General features: G+C 43.1%; 19 protein-coding genes. 10 read left to right on the forward strand and 9 right to left on the reverse strand.

Annotated elements, in window-relative coordinates:
- Window positions 1-37: 37 nt before the first annotated feature.
- The 3 genes from H6G26_RS08130 to H6G26_RS08140 form a co-directional block, all read right to left on the reverse strand.
- On the reverse strand, window positions 38-463 hold the full coding sequence (locus H6G26_RS08130; RefSeq protein WP_190728764.1) for an anti-sigma regulatory factor: 426 nt from the start codon (window positions 461-463) through the stop codon (window positions 38-40).
- 3 nt (window positions 464-466) lie between these two features.
- Window positions 467-2140, reverse strand: a complete 1674-nt coding sequence (locus tag H6G26_RS08135; protein ID WP_190728765.1) for a SpoIIE family protein phosphatase — start codon at window positions 2138-2140, stop codon at window positions 467-469.
- 149 nt (window positions 2141-2289) lie between these two features.
- Window positions 2290-3012 carry a response regulator transcription factor gene (locus H6G26_RS08140; RefSeq protein WP_190728766.1) on the reverse strand — a complete coding sequence of 241 codons (723 nt, stop codon included), beginning with the start codon at window positions 3010-3012 and terminating at the stop codon, window positions 2290-2292.
- A 307-nt stretch (window positions 3013-3319) separates the two neighbouring features.
- Here H6G26_RS08140 and H6G26_RS08145 point away from each other — a divergent pair, with 307 nt between their 5' ends.
- Together H6G26_RS08145 and ftsE are read left to right on the forward strand one after the other, a co-directional pair.
- Complete coding sequence (locus tag H6G26_RS08145) at window positions 3320-4075, forward strand: WecB/TagA/CpsF family glycosyltransferase (RefSeq protein WP_190728767.1); 756 nt, start codon at window positions 3320-3322, stop codon at window positions 4073-4075.
- Between the two features lie 158 nt (window positions 4076-4233).
- Window positions 4234-4980 carry a cell division ATP-binding protein FtsE gene (ftsE, locus tag H6G26_RS08150; RefSeq protein ID WP_190728768.1) on the forward strand — a complete coding sequence of 249 codons (747 nt, stop codon included), beginning with the start codon at window positions 4234-4236 and terminating at the stop codon, window positions 4978-4980.
- A 56-nt stretch (window positions 4981-5036) separates the two neighbouring features.
- Here the strand turns inward: ftsE and H6G26_RS08155 are convergent, their stop codons facing one another.
- Both H6G26_RS08155 and H6G26_RS08160 read right to left on the reverse strand, forming a co-directional pair.
- Window positions 5037-5834, reverse strand: coding sequence for an armadillo-type fold-containing protein (locus H6G26_RS08155; protein ID WP_190728769.1), 798 nt, complete (start codon window positions 5832-5834; stop codon window positions 5037-5039).
- A gap of 179 nt (window positions 5835-6013) precedes the next feature.
- A complete protein-coding gene (locus H6G26_RS08160) occupies window positions 6014-6598 on the reverse strand; it encodes a hypothetical protein (RefSeq protein WP_190728770.1) in 585 nt (194 codons plus the stop codon).
- A 497-nt stretch (window positions 6599-7095) separates the two neighbouring features.
- Here H6G26_RS08160 and H6G26_RS08165 point away from each other — a divergent pair, with 497 nt between their 5' ends.
- Both H6G26_RS08165 and H6G26_RS08170 read left to right on the forward strand, forming a co-directional pair.
- Window positions 7096-7992 carry an alpha/beta hydrolase gene (locus H6G26_RS08165; protein ID WP_190728771.1) on the forward strand — a complete coding sequence of 299 codons (897 nt, stop codon included), beginning with the start codon at window positions 7096-7098 and terminating at the stop codon, window positions 7990-7992.
- 298 nt (window positions 7993-8290) lie between these two features.
- Window positions 8291-9670: a serine/threonine-protein kinase gene (locus H6G26_RS08170; protein WP_190728772.1), complete on the forward strand. Its 1380-nt coding sequence runs from the start codon at window positions 8291-8293 to the stop codon at window positions 9668-9670.
- Here the strand turns inward: H6G26_RS08170 and H6G26_RS08175 are convergent.
- On the reverse strand, window positions 9659-14458 hold the full coding sequence (locus H6G26_RS08175; RefSeq protein WP_190728773.1) for a PAS domain S-box protein: 4800 nt from the start codon (window positions 14456-14458) through the stop codon (window positions 9659-9661). The two genes, H6G26_RS08170 and H6G26_RS08175, sit on opposite strands and share 12 nt — an antisense overlap.
- A gap of 178 nt (window positions 14459-14636) precedes the next feature.
- On the opposite strand from H6G26_RS08175, the gene H6G26_RS08180 reads away from it, so the two are divergent.
- Both H6G26_RS08180 and H6G26_RS08185 read left to right on the forward strand, forming a co-directional pair.
- Complete coding sequence (locus tag H6G26_RS08180) at window positions 14637-14921, forward strand: hypothetical protein (RefSeq protein ID WP_190728774.1); 285 nt, start codon at window positions 14637-14639, stop codon at window positions 14919-14921.
- 209 nt (window positions 14922-15130) lie between these two features.
- Window positions 15131-17344 (forward strand): CHASE2 domain-containing protein, encoded by a 2214-nt coding sequence (locus tag H6G26_RS08185; RefSeq protein ID WP_190728775.1) that lies wholly within the window; start codon window positions 15131-15133, stop codon window positions 17342-17344.
- 132 nt (window positions 17345-17476) lie between these two features.
- Here H6G26_RS08185 and H6G26_RS08190 read toward each other — a convergent pair whose 3' ends face one another.
- Window positions 17477-17647 carry a hypothetical protein gene (locus H6G26_RS08190; protein ID WP_190728776.1) on the reverse strand — a complete coding sequence of 57 codons (171 nt, stop codon included), beginning with the start codon at window positions 17645-17647 and terminating at the stop codon, window positions 17477-17479.
- A gap of 305 nt (window positions 17648-17952) precedes the next feature.
- Here H6G26_RS08190 and rnhA point away from each other — a divergent pair, with 305 nt between their 5' ends.
- Window positions 17953-18861 (forward strand): ribonuclease HI, encoded by a 909-nt coding sequence (gene rnhA / locus H6G26_RS08195; RefSeq protein ID WP_190728777.1) that lies wholly within the window; start codon window positions 17953-17955, stop codon window positions 18859-18861.
- 100 nt (window positions 18862-18961) lie between these two features.
- Here the strand turns inward: rnhA and cruG are convergent, their stop codons facing one another.
- A complete protein-coding gene (gene cruG, locus H6G26_RS08200; protein ID WP_190728778.1) occupies window positions 18962-20161 on the reverse strand; it encodes a 2'-O-glycosyltransferase CruG in 1200 nt (399 codons plus the stop codon).
- Between the two features lie 114 nt (window positions 20162-20275).
- Complete coding sequence (gene cruF / locus H6G26_RS08205; RefSeq protein WP_190728779.1) at window positions 20276-21187, reverse strand: gamma-carotene 1'-hydroxylase CruF; 912 nt, start codon at window positions 21185-21187, stop codon at window positions 20276-20278.
- A 424-nt stretch (window positions 21188-21611) separates the two neighbouring features.
- On the opposite strand from cruF, the gene H6G26_RS08210 reads away from it, so the two are divergent.
- Genes H6G26_RS08210 through H6G26_RS08220 form a run of 3 tightly spaced genes read left to right on the forward strand, consistent with a single transcriptional unit; the run spans window position 21612 to window position 24410 of the window.
- On the forward strand, window positions 21612-22697 hold the full coding sequence (locus tag H6G26_RS08210; RefSeq protein WP_190728780.1) for a spermidine/putrescine ABC transporter substrate-binding protein: 1086 nt from the start codon (window positions 21612-21614) through the stop codon (window positions 22695-22697).
- Between the two features lie 39 nt (window positions 22698-22736).
- Window positions 22737-23630 carry an ABC transporter permease subunit gene (locus tag H6G26_RS08215; protein WP_190728836.1) on the forward strand — a complete coding sequence of 298 codons (894 nt, stop codon included), beginning with the start codon at window positions 22737-22739 and terminating at the stop codon, window positions 23628-23630.
- A 54-nt stretch (window positions 23631-23684) separates the two neighbouring features.
- Window positions 23685-24410 carry a Uma2 family endonuclease gene (locus H6G26_RS08220; protein WP_190728781.1) on the forward strand — a complete coding sequence of 242 codons (726 nt, stop codon included), beginning with the start codon at window positions 23685-23687 and terminating at the stop codon, window positions 24408-24410.
- Window positions 24411-24412: the final 2 nt, after the last annotated feature.

The following is a 24412-nucleotide window of genomic DNA, read 5'->3' on the forward strand; positions in this document are numbered from 1 at the left end:
GTATAAATCACATGACTTGAAAAATAATAACTTTTAGTTATTGGACTAATTCGGGTAAAGTCGCCTGTAACTTGAGACAGTTGGCACCATTAACCTGCAACTGGTAGTCTACTTTATCCATGAGACGATTCATAATTAGCCAACCATAACCACCTTCTTGTTTTTCCATAGGGTTTGGAGCATAGTAATTAGACATATCAAATCCTTCGCCGTAGTCCCAAATTTCTAGGGCAAGATCCCGGTCTTTCACTTCCAAACGTAGTAAAATCGTTAAATTTGGTTTGTCCTTGTGGGCATGACGGACTGCATTTGAGTAGGCTTCTACTAAAGCCAGTCTCAAACGACTTGATTGCCGTGACCAGTCTACAGATTCTCCTAGCTGGATTTTCAAACATCCTAACAGCCAGGTTTCGACAATATTAAGAAAACTCAAGTCACTTGGTACATGAAGCTCACTTTTCATGAATTATAAAATCTCCAGTGAAAGTATAGTTTGATCATCTTCTTGAACGTGGTTATCTGCCTGAATACGAGCTAGTAAATGGTTAAGACAAAGCGGTTGTTGCTCTTGTTGCAAGAGTTGCCAAAGACCATCTTGATTCAGCATAGAACGGTTAATTGGCTCAACGCCAGACCCGGTTTTTACTGTTGAATCACAATTATTTGATACCATAGCTTCTGTAATCCCATCGCTGGCCAGTAACAATGTGTCTCCAGCAGCGAGAACCAAACGACCAGACTGTGCCTGCCATTTAGGCAAGATCCCCAAAGGAATGCTGCGAACTTTGAGGTAATTGGGATTGTCGACTAAAGCATCTTGGCGTGACCATAACAGTGGATAAATATGACCGGCATTAGTGTAGACGAGTTCCTTAGTGGTAGGGCTATAACAAGCTAAGACAAGGGTGATAAAATAATTGTTGCTAATCAAGTCTTCACTGAGAGCCTGGTTGAGGTTTTGCATGACCACATTTGGTTCGGCTGGTGCTTCTTGAGATAATTCTCGGCGCAAGACTGAAATTATACTAGCCATAAATAAAGCAGCTGGAACGCCCTTGCCAGAGACATCACCCACAGCCAACCATAAATCGCCTTTGGGATGAACAAAAACTTCAAAAAAATCGCCTCCTACTTCCCGCGCGGGATAACAACAGGCTTGTACCTTCACCCCTTTGATATCAGGTAAACTTTGGCGGAGCAAGTTGTATTGAATTTGGCGAGCTACCTCCAACTCAGTATGAATCTGCTGTTGCTTTTCTTGGAGGCGCTGGTAGAGTTTTGCTTGAGAGAGGGCTAAAGCTGCTTGTTCGGCAACACCTGCAATCAGTTGGATGTCTTCGTCTTGCCAGGGGCGATCGCGTCCCCATTGGTGGAGAGCTAGCACAGCCAACAAGTGCTGCTGATAGCTAAGTGGTACAACCAGGTGGTGGCAAGGGTTACCCTCGTATATTTCTTGAGCAAGTTGATAATGACGGGTTTCCAGCACTTTTTCAATTAAAAGACTGGGGTCGAAGAAGCAATCTAATACATCGGATTGAGGATCGCGGTATGAGAACTGGTCTTGTGTGAGGCGATCGGCCTCTACTGGTCTGAGCAAGCAACTGGTAGCTTCAAACGTTTGACCAAGAGTTGCTACAATCTTTTGCAGCATACTGTCGTAGTCTAGAGACTCTCGAATTGCCGTTGTTACCGCATTAAACAAAGATTCTCGCCGTAGGGCCCGACGCAACTCTTGCGTGCGCTTCTTAACTAAACGATATGTATCAGTGGCTTGCTCTACTAACCCTCTAAGCCGCTCTGGATTCCAGGGTTTGGTAATGTACTTGAATACCTGACCGGAGTTAATTGCATCTACCAAATCTTCGACATCAGTAAAACCAGTTAACAAAATCCGAATCGTGTCTGGAAAGCGCTCTACGGTGAGACTAAAAAATTCGGTGCCATTCATTTCTGGCATTCTTTGGTCAGAAATAATCACCGCCATTTCGCCAAATTTATCCAAGATTTCTAAAGCACTAAAAGCATGATTAGCTTTATATACTTGAAAATCTCGCCTAAAAGTGCGGTAGAGTAAATCTAAGTTATCAGGCTCATCATCTACCACCATGAGCTTAAGTTTTTCCACCTCGATTTCAGCCATATTTGACTTTATTTTTCACATATTTGAATGGCGAGATAATATAATCTTTATCCCACCTGGCAATCAACAAAAAATTCATAAGTAATCATTTTCAACAGTTACCAGTTATCAGTGGTTCAAACCTTGATAACTGTTCACTGAACTTAACTTTATCCCACTAACCCAGAACGCAAGGCGCGGACTGCTGCTTGGGTACGGTCATCAGCACATAGCTTATTCAAAATATTGCGAACGTGAGTTTTAACAGTCCCAACAGTGATGTAAAGCCTTTCCGCAATGACTGCATTACTACAACCTTCGACAATCAACTGTAGCACTTCTAACTCCCTTTCTGTCAGGGTATAAGGTTGAATTTCTTCTAGATTCTCGACGACATAATCAGGGTTAGAGGCAATGGTCTTGGTATCTACAAAAGCTGATTCCAACTTTTGGGGATTTTGTTGCGCTTGTTGTAATACGATCCGAGCGATCGCTGGATCAATCCAGGCGTTGCCATTGTGAGTTACTCGTACTGCTTCCAGCAAATTATCGAATTTTATATCCTTCATACAGTAAGAGTCTGCACCAGCAGCAAAAGCTGCCAACACAGCTTCTTTGTTATCCCGCAGTGTCAAAATTAACACCTTTGTTAGTAACTGCTGTCCATTATCAGTAGATTTTACCTCCCGTGTCAGTTCTATGCCATCCTTGTCTGGTAAACCAATATCTACAATTGCAATATCTGGTTGTACCATTTTTAACATCTTTAGTCCCTCAGCAGCATTAGCAGCTTCACCTACAACTTCAATATCATCCTTTTGCAGTAATGCTGTCCGAATACCTACACGAGTCAGGTCATGATCTTCAATCAGAGCGATACGAATTTTACTCATAGCCAACTTCAGCCCGTTACACTACCTTAACCAGAAAGTCGAGTTTCGTGACATATTCCCACACTAACTGCAAGCAGTACAGTGGAGACTTCTGTTCCCGGAACCAGAGTTGTGAGTTGAGTGTTTAATACTTGGTGAATATTACACTTCAACAATAAAATTTGAACTGTTTCAGCCCAAGACTAATTAGTTATGCTTTCTATTGTTGCAGGGCAATGGGAATCTCTCATGCCTAAGTTCTAATATAAAAAATTTGATAAACTTAACATTCAAGGAAATCTCGCGTGAGGTTAATCCAAAATAGGCTATGTCTAAAGGCAATCAAGCATTTTCAGTGTTGGGAATACCAGTTCATGTGATGGATAACTATCCAGGCTGGTTGTTAGAATGCCTGCGTGCAGGTAGAGGAACTCATGTAGTAACGCTCAATGCAGAAATGACTATGCAAGCAGAGCAGAATAAAATCCTAGCTCAGATCATTAAAAATGCTGAACTAGTTATTCCAGACGGAGCTGGGGTTGTTCTGTATTTGCGGTGGCTATTATGGCAAAAAGTGCAGCGTTTTCCGGGGATTGAATTGGCAGAAAAACTTTTGCAAGAAATCGGGCAGCAGAAGATAGGGGCAAAGGTATTTTTCTATGGAGGAGCGCCTGGAGTGGCTTCAACTGCGGCAGATTTTTGGCAGCAGCAAATTCCAGATTTGAGTATAGCAGGCACTCACTCAGGCTACCATTCCCCAGAAGAAGAAGCACAATTGCAACAGACTCTGGCTCAATTGCAGCCCCAAGTGATTTTTGTCGGTTTGGGAGTGCCACGTCAAGAGTTATGGATTGCCGAAAACCGCCATTTGTGTCCTCAAGCAGTTTGGATTGGCGTTGGTGGTAGTTTTGATATTTGGTCGGGAACTAAAACTCGCGCTCCAGCTTGGTTAGGAAATAATAATTTGGAATGGTTGTATCGGCTTTATCAAGAACCTTGGCGTTGGCGGCGGATGTTGGCTTTGCCAGCGTTTGCTGTGAAAGCGTTTGTTTATCGTTTGACAGCAAGGGGTGCTATTAGTTAAGAGTGCTGGGTGCTATTACTTAGTTAGTATTCAAAAAATTTAAATTGTCTTTGTTGAATTTTCAATTCCCAGGCGAAACCTGGGAATCCTTATTTTCAGGAGAATATCAAATCTGAGCCATTAAGCTATTTGATTGTGGGGATAAGGAAAATTTAAGAATGCCAGTATTAACAACTCAAGCTAAGAAAGACAAATCCCTTCATAAAGAGGACAGTGAAACTCAACAGCAGGGTAGCAACACTACTGTAAAGGTGCAATTACAATCTGTAACTAAAACCTATACTAACGGCTCTCATGCCTTGTTGAATGCGAACCTTGAAGTAAAAAAGGGAGAATTTCTGTTTATCACCGGGCCAAGTGGTTCTGGTAAATCAACGCTTTTGAAACTGCTGTATGGCCAGGAGTTACCCACACAGGGAAAAGTAATTGTTGATGGATGTAATGTAGCGGATTTACGGGGCGATCGCTTGTCATTATTCCGGCGACGGATTGGTATTGTGTTTCAAGACTACAAATTAATTACCCAACGCACAGTAGCGGAAAATGTGACTTTTGTACTGCAAGCTCAAGGGTATACCCGTAAAGAAATTCAGCGACGTTTAGAACCAACTTTAAAGCTGGTAGGTTTGCTGAGTAAAGCTGACTGCTTTCCAGATCAGTTGTCTGGGGGAGAGCAACAGCGAGTCAGTATTGCCCGTGCGATCGTTGGTACACCACCACTGTTACTGGCGGATGAGCCTACTGGAAATCTCGATCCAGATAATTCCTGGCAAGTGATCCAGATTCTCCAAAAGTTAAACTCCTTTGGGGCTACAGTAATTGTTACCACCCACGATGAACAGTTGGTGCGGCGATGCAATCATCCGGTAGTGCAAGTTCGCAATGGACAGTTGTCTCGAAAATAATTATTGGTCATTTGTCATTAGTCATTAGTCATTTGCAAAGGACAAATGACTAATGACTAATAAACATGGTGCTTGACTTTTGCTGATACGGGTATGAAAGTTGCTGGTGTTTTGGGGGGTAGCACTTGTGGGCGATGGTCTTTGACCGACCGCAGGTCATCACAGGCTTGTAAACTCTTAAAAGCTGCCTCTCTGATCCCAACTTCCTCCTCTCGGCTGAGTAGGAGTTGCAAGCATTCGACAACATCTTGCTGCACTGAAGAATCAACTCGCTTACGGCTAATGAATTTAGTTAGTTGACGTAGGGCAATCAGCCGCTTCAATGGATCTTTTTCGGTTAAATTTGCTAACAACTGATCGAGGTGGTCTTCTTCTTGATTTCCATAGAAGTTGACAATTTGCCAGACCAATAAAATTAAAGTTAATAGTGTTCCCACGCCTTGCAAAATAGCACCAGCAGCAATCCAGGAACTGTGAGAGTCAACCCAAATTGCAGCGGCCATATAAGTACTGACAGTAGCAACACCACCACTGACAACTGCTAAGGCTAACCGACGATTTGAACTGTTTAAGAACTTATGTATCTTAGACCAGTGTAATTGCCAGTCCCACTCTTGCATTGAGTAAACCAATACCATTATTCCAACGCCGATTAAGAGAGCCAATAGCAGCATCCAGTTCCACAACAACATGGCGATGAAGATTGTCAGGAACCCAAGAAAACCTCCAGGCCCAGAGAAACGCTTAAATGTTTGCTGCTTTGTAGCTCCCTTTGTCTTGAACAATGGATGCGACCAGTTCCAGTTGGGGATCTGGTTGATCAATTGCTGCCAAGAAGACGAAGCCTGTGCCACAGTATTTACCTACTTGATTACGAAATTACTTATTGTATAAGTTTTACTAGAGATGAAGAAAGGGTGAAGACCCAAACTACAAGATGCCCGGTTTTCAAGGGCAGCATAGTAGATTAGTACAGCACGGCGGAAATCAAGATACCATTTTAAATGGCTCAGAGCAAGGGCATAAAGGCTTTTTAAAGACAAAAACGAAAGTTATCAAGAGTAAATTGACCATCAAAAACACAGAAGGTAACGCTGTAGATGTTATTCACACTTATAGATAATAATGTATTGGGGGAAATTGCCGAGTCTGAATTGGCAAGATTAGCGCTTGGTAGTACAGCTTGAGCAAGGAGTTGGCGATCGCGATCGTAGGCGGAAAACACTAGGCGTTGCGAACTAGTGACAAAGGCGCTAACCGAGCTAACCGGATGCAAGAAAGTAGCTTCTAAAAATCCGCTTTTGGGTGCTGCCATTAAGACTATAAGCCCCGAATAGGTTGGAAATGCTGGATTTGATGGCTGTATTGCTATAGAATTGTGAAAAATTACTCCCCAGCGTTCATACTGGCACTCTACTGGTTCAAAACACTTCAAATCTTCTAAGTCTAAACAAATACAAGTAGGTACAGCCACTCTGGCGGTGTCAATAGCTGACTCGACTTGATCCCCCCAAACGGAAGCTTTCATTTCATTTTGTATATTAAATTTGTCAAGCGCAAATTTAGCGTCTTCAATCGTTGGTAGTTTATTTGATTGAAGAGTAGCCTGCTTTACCATTACTTAGATAATAATCAGATTTATTAATACATTAAAAGCTACTGTTTCTACATATAAAACTAGAATTAATAGCTTCTTAAAATGAGCATTTTGAATCTTCCTGATGCTCAAAATTATTTATGAGTTTTTTGATAGACTACCATAAAAACTTATGTTTGATTCAGGCTCTAGTGATACTCGCTACCACGAAAAACCCTTATATGACAGTAATTTCAACCTAAGTTACTTTTTATTATGAAAAAAGATCACCAAATCTTTACAAGTAATTCAGTAATTTTATATCTACTTAATCTGACAGTAGCCAGAAGTCTTAGAGTGATTGGTTCGCCGATAATAACAATGAGTGGGGAGTTTGAATTAAATAGGTAAGTATTCTGGAGTGACTAGAGAAGACACGGTGACGTGAAGAAATTATCAAAGACTCTCCCTGTGCCTTCACGTCCACAGGTCTATTCTGTTACTTGTGCCAACTAATTACTACAGTCAAAAAAATACTTATGTTTCAACCACTAGGATTTGAACAACGTTCCATAAATACCTCACTAGGTAGAATGGTATATTATACTGCCACTGGCTCACCTTGGCAGGACAATGTAAATGCCAAAGATAATCGAGAAACTTTGGTGTTCTTGCACGGTTTTGGTGGTGGATCTTCTGCTTATGAGTGGTCGAAAGTGTATCCAGCTTTCGCTGCTGAATATCGGGTCATTGCACCCGATTTAATCGGTTGGGGTAAATCTGAGCATCCAGCACGGAGTTATAAGATTGAGGATTATTTAACCACTATTCGGGAGTTTTTCGAGCAGACTTGTACCGGCCCAGTAACTGCGATCGCTTCTTCATTGACCGCAGCCTTTACAATTCGAGTAGCGGCAGATCATCCTGATTTATTCAAGTCTTTAATTCTCACTACCCCCGCCGGGCTTTCAGACTTTGGCGAAGACTACTCCCGTAGTTTTTTTGCCCAGTTAATCAGCGTTCCCGTTGTTGACCGTTTACTTTACAGCACTGGGGTAGCTACCAGTGGGGGTATTCGCAGTTTCTTAGAACAACGCCAATTTGCTCAGTCTAATCGAGTGTATCAAGAAATTGTAGATGCTTATTTACAATCCGCCCAACAGCCTAATGCTGAGTATGCAGCACTGTCCTTTGTGCGTGGCGATTTATGCTTTGATTTATCCCTTTACATTCAACAGTTAACCGTTCCTACCGCCATTATTTGGGGACGAAGATCGGAATTTACAGGTCCCTCAATTGGTCGCCGCCTTGCCGAAATGAATCCGCAAGCGATCCGATTTTTTCAACAGTTGGAAGATGTGGGATTAACACCGCAGTTAGAGTTACCAGCAGTGACAATTGGGTTAATTCGCCAATTTTTGCCTTTGCTTAATTAGGTACTAGATAAGGGGCACACATCTCATCTGTGCGCCCCTACGGTGTTGATCTATGGTTAATTATTTATTTCTGTACCTGGAAACCGCTATAAACTAGTACACCACGGCGTAAATAGAGCAACCATTTAAAATCTCTAAAGAGCTTATTTCATAACAATTTTGACTTATAAACTTGTAGTACAATCCTCAAAAAAACCTTATAATTTCAGCACTACCTACCTACTTTCTTTCTCAAGAAACCTTGTCAAAGCTGCTAGTTGTGCCAAGATTAATTTGAGGACTTAAGGCTTGTGACATAATGTTAGGACAATTATTAGACGGACGTTACCAAGTCCTCGAAATCTTAGGTGGGGGTGGATTCGGTCAAGCCTACCTCGCCCAAGATACCCATCGGCCAGGTTTCCCGAAATGCGTTGTCAAACATCTTAAACCCGTCACTCGTAGCCCTGAATTTCTCGAAACTGCTAGACGGCTATTTACCAGCGAGGCAGAAACACTAGAACAACTAGGTAACCATGACCAGATTCCTCGACTTTTAGCCTATTTTGAAGACAACCAAGAGTTCTTCTTGGTGCAAGAGTTCATTGAAGGGCATACTCTGAAAGCGGAACTATTCCCCAATCAACCTTGGACAGAAGATCAAGTAATTCAACTTCTCCAACAGGTGTTGGGTATTCTGCAATTTATTCACAGCCACAACGTTATCCATCGAGATATCAAGCCAGATAATATAATCAGGCGGCAACAAGACGGCAAGTTAGTCCTGATTGACTTTGGTGCAGTCAAACAAGTCCAAACTCAATTGCTTACACTTTTAGGGGGCACGGGGGCTACTATTATCATTGGCACCCCAGGATATATGTCTACAGAACAGGGGCAAGGTAGGCCGCGCCCTAACAGCGATATTTATTCTTTGGGCATAATTGGTATTCAATCGCTGACGGGGTTACATCCTATAAACTTTGAGGAAGATCCAGATACAGGAGAAATTTCTTGGCAGCATCAGGCTAATGTCAGTTCTGAGTTGGCATCTGTGCTATCTAAAATGGTGCTACACCACTTTAAACAGCGCTATCAGTCTGCGACTGAAGTTCTACAGGTGCTGAAACATCTTGATACTAAAGTAGGAGCGCAATCACTTCAACCGCTATCTTCTACACAACCGCCTCAAGCTTCACTTGCTCAACAAAACTCAATTGAGTATCCGCCTGCTTCAACCCTATCACCAGAAAATTACAGTCGGTTGGAAACAGTTCTTTTGGAATTTGTCGGCCCTGTTGCCTCAAGATTACTAAAACAAATTACAGCATCAGCGCCCAACAGTGAAGAACTAATTAGTCAATTGGCCCTTCATCTTCGAGCAAATCAACAAGTTGATTTTAAGAAGAAGACAATGTTTATATTAGAGAAACCTACTCTATTACAAGAAGTTACTGCTCAATCTGAAATTAAGCCAAATAATTTACCAAGCCAAGAATCTCAATTAATCAACGATAGCTTTGTGCATCAGTGTGAGCGGGAATTGGCTGATTTAATTGGGCCAATAGCTAAGTTTCTAGTCCAAAAAGCTGTTAAATCTTCTGGGCAAATTTCTCGTGTAGAATTTGTGAAGATTTTAGCATCGCAAATTCCCGACCCTGAAAAAGCTTTGCAATTTCAGCACCGCCTACTTTCTTGATTCAGCTATTAAGTTGGCGATCGCATCTACTAATTCGGCTGGCTCTACTGGTTTGGCAAGATGCTTATCAAATCCGGCTGCAAGTACTTGCTTGGCGTTCATTTCTCCAGCATAGGCAGTAAGTGCGATCGCTCGAAGTTGCCCTCCTTGCTCTTTTGGTAGTGTTCTCAACTGTCGCATAAACATACAGCCATCCACTTCTGGCATCCCTATATCGCTTAAAAGTATATCTGGCAAGGATTGACTTAAAGCGGCTAGTGCTTTATCTGCTGATGCCACTGCTGTCACATTTGCCCCATATTGGTCTAGCAAGAAGGCAATAAATTCTCGCGTATCTGCATCATCATCCACTACTAAAATATTGACACCATCTAAATTTGAGGATGTCTCTGAGTCGCTAGTGTCCTGTTTAACCTCTGATTGATTTTGGAGCAGTGGGAGTCTCACAGTAAAAGTTGCCCCCTGATCTTCGCCCTCGCTTTTTACCTGGACTGTGCCACCATGCAGTTCGACTAAATGACGGACGATCGCTAACCCTAAACCCAATCCACCAAACTTTCTGGTGGTGCTGCTGTTCTCTTGGCGGAAATATTCAAACACGTAAGGCAGAAAATCAGGATCGATGCCTTTGCCAGTGTCGCTGACTTCAATTAGTGCTGAGTTGGAATTGGAATTAGGACATGATGAGAGTCGGATGTCAACTCGTCCCCCCGCAGGTGTAAACTTAACTGCATTTGAAAGCAGGTTCCAAACGACTTGCTGCAATCGGCCGGAGTCACCCAAAACTTGCCCTAAATTTGATTCTAGGCTGATGTGCATCTCAATTGACTTAGCTTCTGCCGACAGCCTGACTGTTTCCATTGCTGCCGAAATCACAGATGCTAAATCAACTGGGTAGATATTCAGGCTAAGTTTACCTTGTAAAATCCGGGAGATATCTAGCAAGTCTTCAATCAGTTGAGCCTGTAACCTAGCATTTCGCTCAATAGTCTTCAGCGCTTGAGGAATTGTCTTTTCATCAAGTTTTTTGGTTTGGAGTAGCTTAGACCATCCTAAAATTGGGTTGAGTGGCGATCGCAATTCATGAGAAAGCACTGCGAGAAACTCGTCTTTAATCCGGTTGGCGTTTTCTGCTGTTTCCCGTGCCGTTTGCTCTGCCTCGTATAAGCGGGCACGTTCCATTGCTTGAGCACACTGCTGTGCTAATGCCAGCATAAAGGCTTGATCGTCTTGGCTAAACTCCTGAATCTCGGCAAAAGCTAGAGACATTCCACCTATGGCTCGCCCCTCAATGATTAATGGAATCGAAATCCAAGCGCCGTAGTCAACCTGGGCATATTCCTTAGCAAGATGTGAGTAACGAGCAATCCTTGCTGTTGTTGACTCTTGCCAGATGGGCTGCTTGTTTCTCACTGCTTCTGCCAATGGTACGGATGCATTAATAGAGAATCGACGCCATGAATCTACTGCTTCTTGTTCGTAGCCTACTGCACGGACAATTTCTAGTTCAGTGCCGCTATTAGTCACTAGTGCTACTAAAGCAGAACTAGCTCCCAAAGCTGCCATACCTTGCTCTACCATTACTTCAGCAACCTGTGCCGGAGTGAGAGATTCAGAAAGTGCAGCAGTAATGGCTTGCAGACGCGCAGTGCGAGATGCTGCCCGTAAAGCCGCCTGTTGAGATTGCTGTGCTTCTGTGTAGAGTCGGGCATTATCAACAGCGATCGCCGCACGGCAAGCTAACTCCTCAGCTAACATTAAGCTTTTGGTGTCGTAGCGACGACCTGAAGAAGATACCAAAATCATAGCTCCCAGCACCCGTCCCCGAACTATCAGTGGTATAGTCATACCAGATGTAGGAGTTAGTTCGTGCAAGATTTTTAGATGACTGGCATTATGGCTTACCGCTTCCATCAGTTCATCAGAAACAAAATGAGTAATTTGTGATTTGCCTGTCTGTATTACCTCAGCAACACCTTTTCTTTGTGTCAAATCAGGCGGATAATTTTGTAACTGTTCTACCAATTCTTGTTTCGCTGGATTGGCATGGGCTGCTGCAACCCGGCGGACTAATTGATTGTCACAAATAATATCAACTAAGCACCAATCAGCTATTTCAGGCACTGCTAGACGCGTCAAACTAGCTAAGGTTGTCTCGTAGTCTAATGATGCAGCTAAAATCCCACTAGCCTCAGCTAGAAAATGCTGCTCCTCCTCCACCTGTTTGCGCTTGGTAATATCGCGCGAAGACGCCTGCATTTCTAAAATTTCTTTAGTTTGGCGATCGCGAATAGCTCGAATAGTTGCTTCCAACCAAATATAATGTCCATCTTTGTGACGAGCACGGTGAGTAATAGTATAAATATCTGGTAAATCAGCATTGATCGGGTAATTATTAACAATCTCTGCCAAATCGTCTGGGTGAACTAACTCCTGGCTGTGATGACCTATTAGTTCCTCTGGTTGATACCCCAATACTGTGTAGCAAGCTGGTGAAACGTAATGAAGAATTCCATCTACTGTATGGCGTGAAATAATATCAGTTGAATTTTCAGCCATCAGCCGAAAACACGCTTCACTCTCGCGCAGTTTTGCCTCTGCCTGCTTGCGTACATTAATGTTACGGAAATAAAGTGATAACCCTGTGACTGAAGGGTAGACACGAACCGCAAACCATCCATCAAAAGGTGGGTAATAATCTTCAAGCTCAAGCGGCATTCCTAGAGCAACTGCCCTTTGATAAAGCTGACCAAAGCTAGTAGCAGCCAGTTCTGGGATTTCTTCCCACAAGTTTTTTCCCAACAGATCCTCGCAAGAACGCCCCAAAGTTCTGCTTCCTTCATGATTTAGGTAGGTAAAGCGCCACTCACTGTCAAAGGCAATAAAGCCGTCAGTGATACTTTCTAAAATTTGGGTAACTTGCTCTTTGGCAGCTTCAGCCTCAATACGAGCCGCTTGCTCCAGCTCAAATAGCTGTTGACGCTCGGCTTCGGCTTGCTTGCGTAAGCGAAGCTCGTTGTAGACATCGGTGATTTCTTGACAAATTGCGCCCACCCAATTGACATCACCTGGTAGTTTAATTGGATAGTAATTTACTGACCAGTGCCTTTGCTTTCCAGGCGCGGCGGGTGTCTCTCCACTGGCCTCTTGGGCAATAGATTCTCCCGTTTCGATCACATGGTGGAAAGCTTCCATGACCGCAGAATCCACCCCTGGTAGCACCTGAGCGACGGTCTTACCGATATGTGCTTCTTGGGGAAGACCGTTAATCTCAGCTAAAGCGTCATTCAACCGAACATATCTTAATTTCTCATCCCATAAACCAATACCTATAGGTGCGTTATTGAAGAGGGTATCAAGTAGAACGTTAGCTTCAACCAAGCGAGTCTGTTCTGTTTTCAGTAGCGCCAGCAATTGTTCACGTTCTGCTTCAGCTTGCTTGCGAGCGGTAATATCTACACACATTCCTACCCATTCTCGGATTTCGCCTATTTCATCAAATATAGGCACACCGCGTATGGCCATGTCACGGTATTCGCCGTCATGCCGCAAAACACGATACTCGGCAACTGCAACGCTACGCCCAAAAAAAGCCTGCCTCCAAATAGCAGCTACAGAAGTACGATCATCTGGGTGCAGTGCCTCAACCCAACCCCATCCTTTATATTCTTCGGGACTTTGCCCAGTGAACGCCTCCCAAGTCGGAATATCGTCAACAACGTTGCCCCAAGGCCCCGCGCTCCAGACGATGGATGCGCTTGCTTCTGCTAGTGAGCGGTAGCGTGCTTCACTATGACGCAGATTTTCTTCTACTTGCTCTTGTTCGTCCAAATATTGCCGCAAATCTGTAACCTCTTGAGCTTTTAGATTATAAATTAAATCTTTAATAAGGGGAGAATTTTCCTCCCCAATCGAGACGGCTGAAGTTTCAAAAATCCGGCTATATTTTTCCTCACTTTCTTGCAGTAACGACGAACTTTGTTGCTGCTCGATGAACTGACCAATTTGAGTGGCGATCGCACTCATCATTTGCAGTAGATTGGTGTCAGGCTCTAAAATTTGGTCGCTGAAAAATTCGATCACACCTAATATTTTATTATCCAGCCGAATTGGGAATCCGATGGCGGCGGCAAAACAATTCTCGGTTTGGGCGGGTTCGGAAATCCAAACAGGTTGACCACTTGCCCAAATCTGATCGGGTAACCCTTCACTCAAAGCAATTGTCTGCTGGTTGAATGCTTCTTTTTCTAAGTCAGATGAATACCAAGAACTCATGCGGTGTAGAACATTAGCTTCATCGTCTACACTCCAGAAAATACCTGCTTGCCATCCTAAATTTTCGCACAGCGATCGCAAAATAGTTGAAACATTTACAAGCGTGGTTGCCTCAGAGAGAATGCGAGCGATCGCATACTGTGCATTCAGAAGTTGCTGGCTGCGTTTGCGCTCAGTAATATCTGTAATTAAGATTGATACGCCATCTTCTGAGGGATAGACGCGATTTTCCAACCAACGATTCCATTCTGGATAAAAATACTCAAAATTAACTGTCACTTGATCAGCAACAACACGGTGCAGTTCAGTATAAATTATGCTATTAACTGTGTCAGGAAACTCCCAAATACTCCTGCCTAAAAAGTCTTCCTTATTCATCCCAGCTAGTTCAGCTAGCTTGTCATTAACGTAAGTGTAGCGCCATTCATGATCCAATATGACAAAAGCATCGCTGATCCTAGCTAAGACCTGTTCAACGTCTGGGATGATAATTGCTGGAACTTCAGCAGTCACAGTCTCTGCTCCTCATTTTTGATTGAAAGTATCTGGCTAAAAGCGCCTCACCGGGTTTTCCCATTTTGTATAGTAGCTTTTCAATTTGTTGCATAGCCAGTGACGAAGATTGTGTTCGTCCGTTTTCCCATCGGTTTAAGCTAATAGTAGAGTTATTTAAATCGGGGGAATAGAAAACATGAAGGTTTGGCTTGCCTGCTTTTTGGTGCTATTTGCTTTGGCAGAACTGTTTGACTGGTTGCAAGAATTTAATTTGCCATTACCTATCTATATTTTGGGTGGTGCTTTTTTAGCTGTTGCTTCTAACTATGATAAAATATTCGACTCCTATTTTGCTGATTCAAGCATCGAAGCATCACTCGAACAACCTCAGTTAGATTCACTAACCCCATCTACTAATCCTATTTCTTTCCCAATTGCCAGTCCTGTTGAAGATGCTCACATATCTCAAACAGATGATTAGCTAGATAGCACAATCGCTTGTTTGATTCTGTGGTTGACGCTGCGCGTAAGCTTGCTTTAAAAGTAGGAATACCCCGAAGCCTCTAAGCAGCAGGTAAATTGCTACATTAATATAGATAAAAGCTTAGGTTAATTAGCTTTTAACTAGAGTCAGAAAATTAACTTCTGCGCCTACAACATCTACCCAATTCAGGCTACCGCCGCAATGCCGTGATTAGTGGACTATTAGAAAAACTCCGTCTCCCCTTTGTCAAAGTTCAGGATTCCCGTGAAACTTTTAAGAGCAAAAGCTGGTTGCAAATGATTTTAGTTACCAGTGTAGGAGTCACCGCTTTAATCTGGGGAGTTCGTGAACTCAGATGGTTGCAGCCTTGGGAGATGAGAGTTTATGACCAAATGTTGCGATCGCGTCCAGTACAAGCACCTGATCGGCGAATTTTGCTAGTAAAAATAACTGGCGACGATCTCAAACGAGAGAAATGGACTCCATCAGATCGGACAATCAATCAGCTATTAAAGAAAATAGAGTCTTATCAACCGCGAATTGTTGGTTTATATCTTTTCCAACCAGAACGCAACAATTTTACGGCTAATTTGCAAAATCAAGATAACATCGTCAGCACTTGTTCCTTCAGCAGCTTGGGTAAAGATGAAATTCCACCACCACCAAATTTCCCTATAGATAATGTTGGGTTTAGCAATGTGGTTGCTGACAATGAAAACGACCAAATTCTCCGCCGCAGTTTGTTATTTGTTTACTCTCCACATAACAAATGTACAACATCATTTGCATTTGGTGCGCTCATAGCAATTAATTATCTAGAAAAACAAGGCATTGAATACCACTTTACGAATAAAAAAGAATTTCAGTTAGGTAAAATCCTGTTCCCACGTTTACGACCTAATTCTGCTAGCTATCAACATCTGGATACAAATGGCTATCAAATATTATTAAATTACCGTCACCCCAACAGCCTCGCCGACGAAGTAACTCTCTCAGATGTTCTTAGTGGCCAAGTCAACCCCAATTTAATTAAAGACCGTCTTGTAATTATTGGCGCTACTGCCGCTAATTTACTTCAAAGTAGCTTTTATACACCTTATAGCGCTTTGCCAGATCAACCACCCAGAATGCCTGCTGTGCTTATTCATGCACAGATAGCAAGTCAACTAATCAGTACAGTATTAGATGGGCGACCTCTAATTTGGTACTGGCCCGACCCGGCGGAACTTATTTGGATGTGGGGCTGGTCGCTTTTAGGTGGAATCATAGCATGGCGGTGGCAAAATCCGTTGCTGTTGCTAGTGGTGGGAGGGACAACTCTACTTGGCTTAGTAGGAATCTGCGTTGCTTTGTTTTTGCAAGGCGGATGGATACCATTAGTTCCCTCTGGTCTGGCTTTGGTGATTAGTAGCATCTGCGTGATTACTTATAGTAGCTACCAAAATCAGCAACAAACTCAGGTGATTTTTCTGCAAGTTGAAAAACAACAAGAAGCGATCGCCCAATTAAATATACTTTTAGAAGACAAAACTGCGCTTCCTGACTCCTATCTTGACTTTCCTTCCCCAGTTGATTCACCAGAAATAAAATCAGGTGATTTGCTTTTAGGTGGACGCTACAAAATCTCTCAAGTTCTTGGTGCAGGTGGATTTGGCCGCACTTATTTAGCACAAGATACTCAACGACCGGGTAATCCTACTTGTGTAGTTAAAAAGTTAATGCCAGCCCGTCAAGATACACGATTTTTACAAGTTGCTCGCAGGTTGTTTAATAGTGAAGCGGAAATATTACAATCTTTGGGTAAACATCATCAGATTCCCGAACTACTTGCTTATTTTGAAGATGACCAAGAATTTTATTTGATTCAAGAATATATCGAGGGACATACCCTAAGTGAAGAATTACCACCTGTGCGGAATGTGCAAAATGAATCATTTGTGATCGAGATGCTCAAACAAGTTTTAGAAGTTCTAGAATTTGTTCACCAGCATCGAGTGATTCATCGTGATATCAAACCAACTAATATTATTAGATGCACTCAAGATAATCGGCTAGTATTGATTGACTTTGGTGCTGTCAAATTGATGCAACCGCAAAGTAGTGAGCAAACAGAATTAGCCACAGTAGCCATCGGGACGCGGGGTTATGCACCTCCAGAACAATTTGCCGGTCATCCCCGCTTGTGCAGCGACATTTACGCTTTAGGAATGATTGGCATTCAAGCCATAACAGGAATACCACCGCAAGAACTCCAACCAAATCCAGAAACAGGGAATGTGATGTGGCGGCAAACGGTGCAAGTGAGTCAAGGATTAGCGGCAATTTTAGATAAGATGGTTTGCTATCATTTTAGCGATCGCTATCAATCAGCCGCCGCAGTTTTACAAGATTTAAAACGTATGTATAGCAGTCCGCTTTGATTTTTGAAATTATTTGTGTAGAGAGGGAGTGGGGAGTGCGGAAGAAGCTAGGCAGAGTAACGGACAATTAATGCTTTCCAACGTGCGGAGGCGGGTTTTGTCTGTGTAGCCGCCACTTCCAGGCGTCTAGTGCTATTTAAACGCAACCTGCTGCATTGTTATTGTATCGGCTAACAATGCGATTGTATCGGCTAACAATGTGATTGTATCGGCTAACAATGCGATTGTATCGGCTAACAATGTGATTGTATCGGCTAACAATGCGATTGTATCGACTAACAATGCGATTGTATCGACTGACAAAAATTACTGCTATTTTCAGTTAAATAGAAGATCGCGCAGTAAGGGCACAGAAATACTGTGCCCCTACGATAAATGTGGTTCAAATACATAAAAACTGCCACAACTCACCTTAGTTTTAACTTCATCTTCCCGCCCACATCGTTAGTTACCTAAGCCGGAGTACTAACCAGTATAATAGCCTGGATATTCTTAAAAAAATTCGCCGCTAATCACTCCTCCCTTAGCGTCCTTTGCACGGCAGTTGCTTCAAGTCGGGAAACCCGCCCAACGCACTGCCTCGTCCTTTGCGGTTCGATACCCTAACCATGTCCACTCAACCCACAATTCAAAGCATATACACCGATGGTGCTTGCACCGGTAACCCTGGCCCTGGCGGTTGGGGAGTTGTCGTCTACTTCAGCGATGGCTCAATCCACGAAATGGGCGATGCATCCCCTCATACGACTAATAATAAAATGGAAATGCAAGCTGCGATCGCAGCCCTCCAATTCCTGCAAACATCTCAACAAACCCAACCCATCATCCTTCATACCGATAGCGAATACCTAATTAACTGCGTTACCAAGTGGGTGAAAGGCTGGAAAAAGAAAGGCTGGAAAAAGTCAGATGGTAAACCCGTTCAAAACCAAGAGCTTTTAGAAACTCTTGATGAACTTAATACCCAACAAGTAAAATGGCAACACGTCAGGGGACATTCTGGTAACATAGGTAACGAACGTTGTGATGTGATCGCCCGCACATACGCCAGTGGTAAAATTCCTTCGCTACAACAATTAACACCTACAAATTTTTATAAATCTTTACCTTCCACAAATGAACTAAATGTAGCAAAAGTAGCTGATTATGAAAAAAACTCTCGAATAACTAACCAAAGTCCGCAACAAATCAGTACTTCTGCACCAGAAATAACCGTTATGGAACCATCTACTGGGCCAACTGCGGCCGCAACCGATGAAAAACCGCCAGAAATGAGGGTTTCGCAACTCCGCAGCTTGGTCGAAACTCTGCGTATCGCTGACGAAATTTCAGAGAAAGGCTATTTAATCACCAGTTCTGAGTTAGCAGACTTGATGGATGTCCACGCCAGCGCTGTTACCAGTCGGGGAGATCAATGGCGCTGGCGAAACTGGATAGTGTCACGGGTACGCCGTGAAGGAAATCAAATTCTTTGGGAACTGGAACGCGGGGATCAAGTAGGAGGTGAAGAGGAGTAGGGAGCAGGGGGAGCAGGGGGAGCAGGGGAAGCAGGGGAAGCAGGGGAAGAATAACTAATGCCCAATACTCAATACCCAATGCCCAATGCCCAATGCCCCACTATATATATTTCCGTCCCCGCCACTCGCGTGGCTTGTGGAATGCAGACAAGAAGATTCGCAGCACAGCCAAGGGATCAGCCAAAGGGGAAAGCCAGAATAACCAGCCACCTTTAGCGCTTTTGCGATCATAAGAAGGTGCGATCGCAATTAGCATAGCAAAGCGAATTACCACCAGAAATAAATTTAGTCCCAGTAAGATAAGTGGGGGAGTAAAGGAATAAGCGAGTGGGGGAGAAGTCAACAGAAAAGTGAGAACAATTAAAAGAGGTAGACCTTGAACAGATGTGAGTAGCCATAAATCTCCCCACAACTGCGAACGAGAAGTTGCATCTTTGAGGTCGAGACTTCGCCCCCACTCCTTCCACGTCTCCATCGCCCCTTCATACATCCGTACTTTCAGCACCTTTGCGCCATCTAAAAAGCCCACCTTATACCCTTGAACAGCAATATTTCGTGCCAAAGTAACATCATCACAAAAAGAACTACTCGCACTGCTATAGCCACCCACAGCAGCTAAAACGGAGCGACGGCACAAAAAACACTGCCCATTTGCCATCACTCGTTCTGGCTGATCTGTATTGATCCCAGCCGGGTCAAATCGGTAAAGCAGAGTCATCAACAAAGCAGGTTGTAGCCAGCACTCTCCTGGATATTTAAGCATGAACTGGGGTGAAAGGGAAACGAGGTCATAGCCTTGTGCTTCCGCCGTCTTCACCAAAGCAGCAACCAAACCAGGATGCGGTTGAATGTCAGCATCCAACCCTAAAAACCACTGACTACCCTCAGAGCTAAATAAAAAACCGTTATGCAACGCCCAAGGACGTCCCACCCAACCAGAGGGTAAAGGGTCATCTGTCATCACACGAAAGCGCGGATCTTTCTGCTGCGCCGCTTTTACCAAGTCGGGTGTACCATCACTGGAGTTGCTGTCTACAACAATAATTTCCCGAACTTCGTAGCTTTGCTGGCTTAAACCAGCCAACAGAGGGCTAATGCGAAGCGCCTCGTTCAGCGTGGGAACGACGACGCTAACCTTACCCAAAAGCTCCAGTGTCGGTTGTTGCGGTTCTATTGGAGGAAGCCGTCTTGGCCCCTTTAGCAGGCGCGAAAACAGAATCGCCGTTGCTGGTACTTGGATAAGTAGTAATAAAAGGGAAATGGCGCTTTCTACTATTAAAGCGTTGTCTACTGTTGTCAAAATACTTAATCAATGAAAATCGCGGTTATACAAAACAAATGGGAATTGGGGATGGGGCATTGGGCATGGGTTATTCCCTTTGTCTTTGCACTCCCGACTCCCCAATTTATAGGCTTATTTCAAGGCAACTTTAACGCTTCTTGCCACTGAAACTTCATTGCTTGGTGGTTCAACAGCAACTTGAGTGGGTGTGGTTGAACTGCTTAACCATAGCGCCACCGCAGGAGCCACGCCAAGGAATAAGCCGAGCAACACAGGGATGTAGAATCCAGCGGCCAAGCTTAGTCCGGCGGCGAAGGCAAAGTTGGTTAAATAAACGACTAAGGGTAAATTAAGTTGCGATCGCTCTAATTTAATCGAAGCGTTTCTCCACAACAATCCTGCCACACTCATAAACAGGGCACTAGTACCAAACCAACCTGCATAGTTCTGGTAAGGTGTGCCAAAGAAAGCTCCTGGGTGTTCCCAATACCAAAAAGGCAGAGAAGTTTGACTCATAGCTGGCTCAAGCGCAAAATCCCAGCAAGTGAAGAGTAAAGCACCAACGGCTATAGCCGCAATATGGCGTCCCCAACTAGGTTTTTGTGCCACTTTCAAACCAGTTCTCGCAATTAAATAAGAGGACAGCCCAACATAGAACCAAGATAAAGGAATTGTGAAAGGAACTAGCCCCGCAATCTTATAACCCAAGCCACTTAAGTAGCTATAATCACCAAATGGAAAACCCGTGCTGGTTCCCAGTAGTTCACTACCCAAGGAAATAAACATAGCCGGCAGCATAAATGCTAGCCAAGTTCCCAATCCCAGCGTTCGGTAGGCATAAATAGAGACAGCTATTGTCCCCAAGATGATATCAACTACACCGCCACCTGCCATACTTAACTGTACGGCAGTTTCTCCAACCTGCGATAAATTGAAAAGTATTTCAGCATTAGGTACGACCAGTAGCATCCCTACCAGTCCAAAGGCTTTTGACACGATATGACCAATGAGGCATACGCGTTCAGCAATAACAAGTTGTCTCATGATAATTCCTTAACAAGATGTGACACGCGGCTACTCGGCTGCTAACAGTTTACAAATGTTTAACAACATATTTAACTACTTTGTGCCGCAATTCTCTACAAACTTGTTTGGCTTTCTTGGGAAGAGCATAACAGCCTATTGATTGAAGCTATAAAAATATGATGATAGATTTACTAGTCTAAGCTATATAGTCACAAATCTACATAATTTCATCTGCAAAAATTTCTAGTTTGTTGTCCCACTGATACCCGCATGATGAAGAACTCCTTCCGATGGAGGGATCTGGTTGAGGCAGGACAATCACCATAGATTAAGCAAGGTCTACAGTAAGTGTGAAGATTGACACATTTATCCCTAAAAATTACGGCAGGGGCTACTAGGTATACCGTAATCTAGAGGTTGTTGATAAACAGCTTCTAACCTAATGACTAACAGACGCCAATTTTTAAAAGGGGTGGCAGGGCTTTCTGGCTTATCTTTAGCTGGTTGTGGCTGGAGGCTGGCTGAAGTACGTGCTAATTCTAATACATCTGGTCAACGTGACCAACTTTATATCTTTACCTGGACGCAATATACTGACAACCAATTACTGAAAACTTTTAGCACCCAAACCGGCATGAAAGTGCTAGCTGATGTATACGATTCCAATGATGTCATGCTGGCTAAGTTCCAAGCTGGAGGCGGTGGCACTTACAGCATCATTTATCCATCAGATTACATGGTGCAGAAGATGGTGGACAAAGGTTTGTTAACAGAAATAGATCACGATCGCTTAATCGGTTTAGAGAATTTATTCCCCCGGTTTCAGAATCCTAGCTATGACCCCAATAACCGATATAGTATCCCTTTTAACTGGGGGACGACAGGTTTACTTTACAATTCCGAAAAACTCAAAGATGCACCACAAGACTGGGATTACCTTTGGGAAAACCAAAAGCAACTTAATCAGCAGATGACCTTGCTCAATGATGTTCGAGAAGTGATGGGTGCGACATTACGGATGCTAGGTTACTCTTACAACTCAAAAAATGAACAAGAAATTAAACAAGCTTATGAAAAGTTGAAAGAGCTAAAACCTGCGATCGCACGTTTTGATACAGATGCTTGGCAAAATCAAATTCTGGCGGGAGATTTACTATTGGCAATGTGCTATTCAGCAGATGCGGTAAGAATTTCTCAAGAGAACCCTAAATTAAAATATGTGATTCCTCGCAGTGGTTCTTCATTATGGACAGATACTATTGTAATTCCTAAAACAGCCCCTAACCCGGCTGGTGCTTATGCTTGGATAAACATGATTTTGCAACCAGAATTAGCAGCCCAAATCAGTCAACGTCTGAATATTTCTACGCCTAATAGTGCTGGATTTGACCAATTGCCAAAAAGAATACAAAACAATACTAATTTATTTCCCTTAGAGTCATTTTTAACAAATTGTGAACGTGTGACTCCTGTAGGAGAATTTGAAGAGGTTTATGATCGCTATTGGACTAAATTAACTAGCGGTTAAAATAATTAGGAGTTAAGAGTTAGGAGTTATATATAAGTGGTGAATTTACAAAAAAGTGATATTTCTAAAATAGAAGAATTGCATCCCCCACCAGCGAATTGGCTGCAACCTTTAGTATTACTTGCACCTTCTGGGATTTGGTTATTACTTTTATTGGTGCTGCCAACTTTAATAATTTTCCAGTTAAGTTTAGTTGCAGACATCCGGCCAGGAGATTTGGTCAATCCCAACGGATTCCAAAACTATATCCGAATATTCGACCCACTTTATTTACAAGTAATTGGGCGATCGCTATTTTTTGCCTTTGGCACTACAATAATTTGTTTAATTTTGGGCTTCCCCGTCGCCTATTGGATTGCTCAGATAGCGCCGCCGCGTTGGCGGAATTTGCTGCTATTAGGCTTTGTCTTGCCTTTGTGGACTTCCTCGCTACTCCGTTCCTATGCTTGGATTACAATTCTTCGTCCTACTGGTTTATTGAACAGTTTACTCAGCAGTTTAGGCTTGCCTACTTTGCAATTACTTAACCAGAGTCAAGCTGTATTTATTGGTATGAGTTACAGCTTGTTACCCTATATGGTTTTGATTTTATATGCTTCTCTCGAAAAGCTAGACAAGCGGTTGCTAGAAGCGGCGGCTGATTTAGGTGCAAATCCGGTGGAAACTTTTTGCCAAGTAACCGTACCGCAAATTATGCCTGGAATTGCGGCTGCTTCCATGCTTGTATTCATCACAGGCTTAGGGGATTTTGTCGATCCAGAATTACTTGGTGGTGCTTCTAGTATGACAGCAGCGCGGTTAGTTTATAACCAGTTTCTAGGAGCAACGCAAAATTGGGGATTTGGTTCAGCTTTAAGTATGACGTTAATTTTGCTTGTTAGTATTGCGATCGCGCTTTTAATTAAATTTGGCGAGGCTGCGCCCAAACGCTAAACTTTTCGTCACTCATTTATAATAAGGGCATCAAACGCCAGCGAGACAACGGTTATGCTCTCACCTGATCTCAAAAATGCGTTACCAACTACTGATGAACTTCCCTGTTCAGACGATACGCCAGTGGATAACGAGGATCAAAACTTTTTGCCCAACATTTTACTCTTCTTACTCAACTCCATTTGGGCAAATCGCATAGATTGGTACTTCGGAGTTGATATGGGAGTCTATCACACCACAGGAGTAAATCCTAGAGTCCCTGTAGTGCCAGATGCTTTTTTAAGTGTAGGAGTAGAACGGAAAAAGGCTGGTAAATCACGTAAAAGTTATGCGGTTTGGGAAGAAAATGGCATAGTTCCAATATTCACATTAGAAATGGTATCCCACACCCCAGGAGGTGAATACGACGAGAAGCTAGATATATACAGAAAACTGGGTGTATTGTACTATGTAATTTATAACCCTGAGTTTTGGCGACGCGACCAACATCAACCCTTTGAAGTGTATAAATTGATAGATGGAAACTACCAACTAAAAATAGGTGAACCTTATTTTATGCCAGAGGTGGGATTAGGTATTGGACGAAACCAAGCTGTAATTGCCGGGATACAACAAGAGTTTTTATGTTGGTATGATCAGCAAGGAAATCGCTATTTGACAGATGCAGAACAGGCAGAACAGGAGCGATTGCGGGCTGAACAAGAACGGCAAAGGGCTGAAAAGTTGGCGCAATATTTACGTTCTCTAGGTGTAGATCCAAATAATTTACCTAGTAACTAAGG

The sequence above is a fragment of the Nostoc sp. FACHB-888 genome (assembly GCF_014696655.1).
Taxonomy (GTDB): domain Bacteria; phylum Cyanobacteriota; class Cyanobacteriia; order Cyanobacteriales; family Nostocaceae; genus Nostoc.

What these genes read in the sequence shown, in the direction of transcription:
- H6G26_RS08145 (WP_190728767.1), top strand. Translation starts at nt 3,320, where the DNA reads ATGTCTAAAGGCAATCAAGCATTTTCAGTGTTGGGAATACCAGTTCAT.
- H6G26_RS08140 (WP_190728766.1), bottom strand. Translation starts at nt 3,012, where the DNA reads ATGAGTAAAATTCGTATCGCTCTGATTGAAGATCATGACCTGACTCGT.
- H6G26_RS08180 (WP_190728774.1), top strand. Translation starts at nt 14,637, where the DNA reads ATGAAGGTTTGGCTTGCCTGCTTTTTGGTGCTATTTGCTTTGGCAGAA.
- H6G26_RS08170 (WP_190728772.1), top strand. Translation starts at nt 8,291, where the DNA reads ATGTTAGGACAATTATTAGACGGACGTTACCAAGTCCTCGAAATCTTA.
- ftsE (WP_190728768.1), top strand. Translation starts at nt 4,234, where the DNA reads ATGCCAGTATTAACAACTCAAGCTAAGAAAGACAAATCCCTTCATAAA.
- H6G26_RS08130 (WP_190728764.1), bottom strand. Translation starts at nt 463, where the DNA reads ATGAAAAGTGAGCTTCATGTACCAAGTGACTTGAGTTTTCTTAATATT.
- cruF (WP_190728779.1), bottom strand. Translation starts at nt 21,187, where the DNA reads ATGAGACAACTTGTTATTGCTGAACGCGTATGCCTCATTGGTCATATC.
- rnhA (WP_190728777.1), top strand. Translation starts at nt 17,953, where the DNA reads ATGTCCACTCAACCCACAATTCAAAGCATATACACCGATGGTGCTTGC.
- H6G26_RS08135 (WP_190728765.1), bottom strand. Translation starts at nt 2,140, where the DNA reads ATGGCTGAAATCGAGGTGGAAAAACTTAAGCTCATGGTGGTAGATGAT.
- H6G26_RS08165 (WP_190728771.1), top strand. Translation starts at nt 7,096, where the DNA reads ATGTTTCAACCACTAGGATTTGAACAACGTTCCATAAATACCTCACTA.
- H6G26_RS08210 (WP_190728780.1), top strand. Translation starts at nt 21,612, where the DNA reads ATGACTAACAGACGCCAATTTTTAAAAGGGGTGGCAGGGCTTTCTGGC.
- H6G26_RS08220 (WP_190728781.1), top strand. Translation starts at nt 23,685, where the DNA reads ATGCTCTCACCTGATCTCAAAAATGCGTTACCAACTACTGATGAACTT.
- H6G26_RS08160 (WP_190728770.1), bottom strand. Translation starts at nt 6,598, where the DNA reads ATGGTAAAGCAGGCTACTCTTCAATCAAATAAACTACCAACGATTGAA.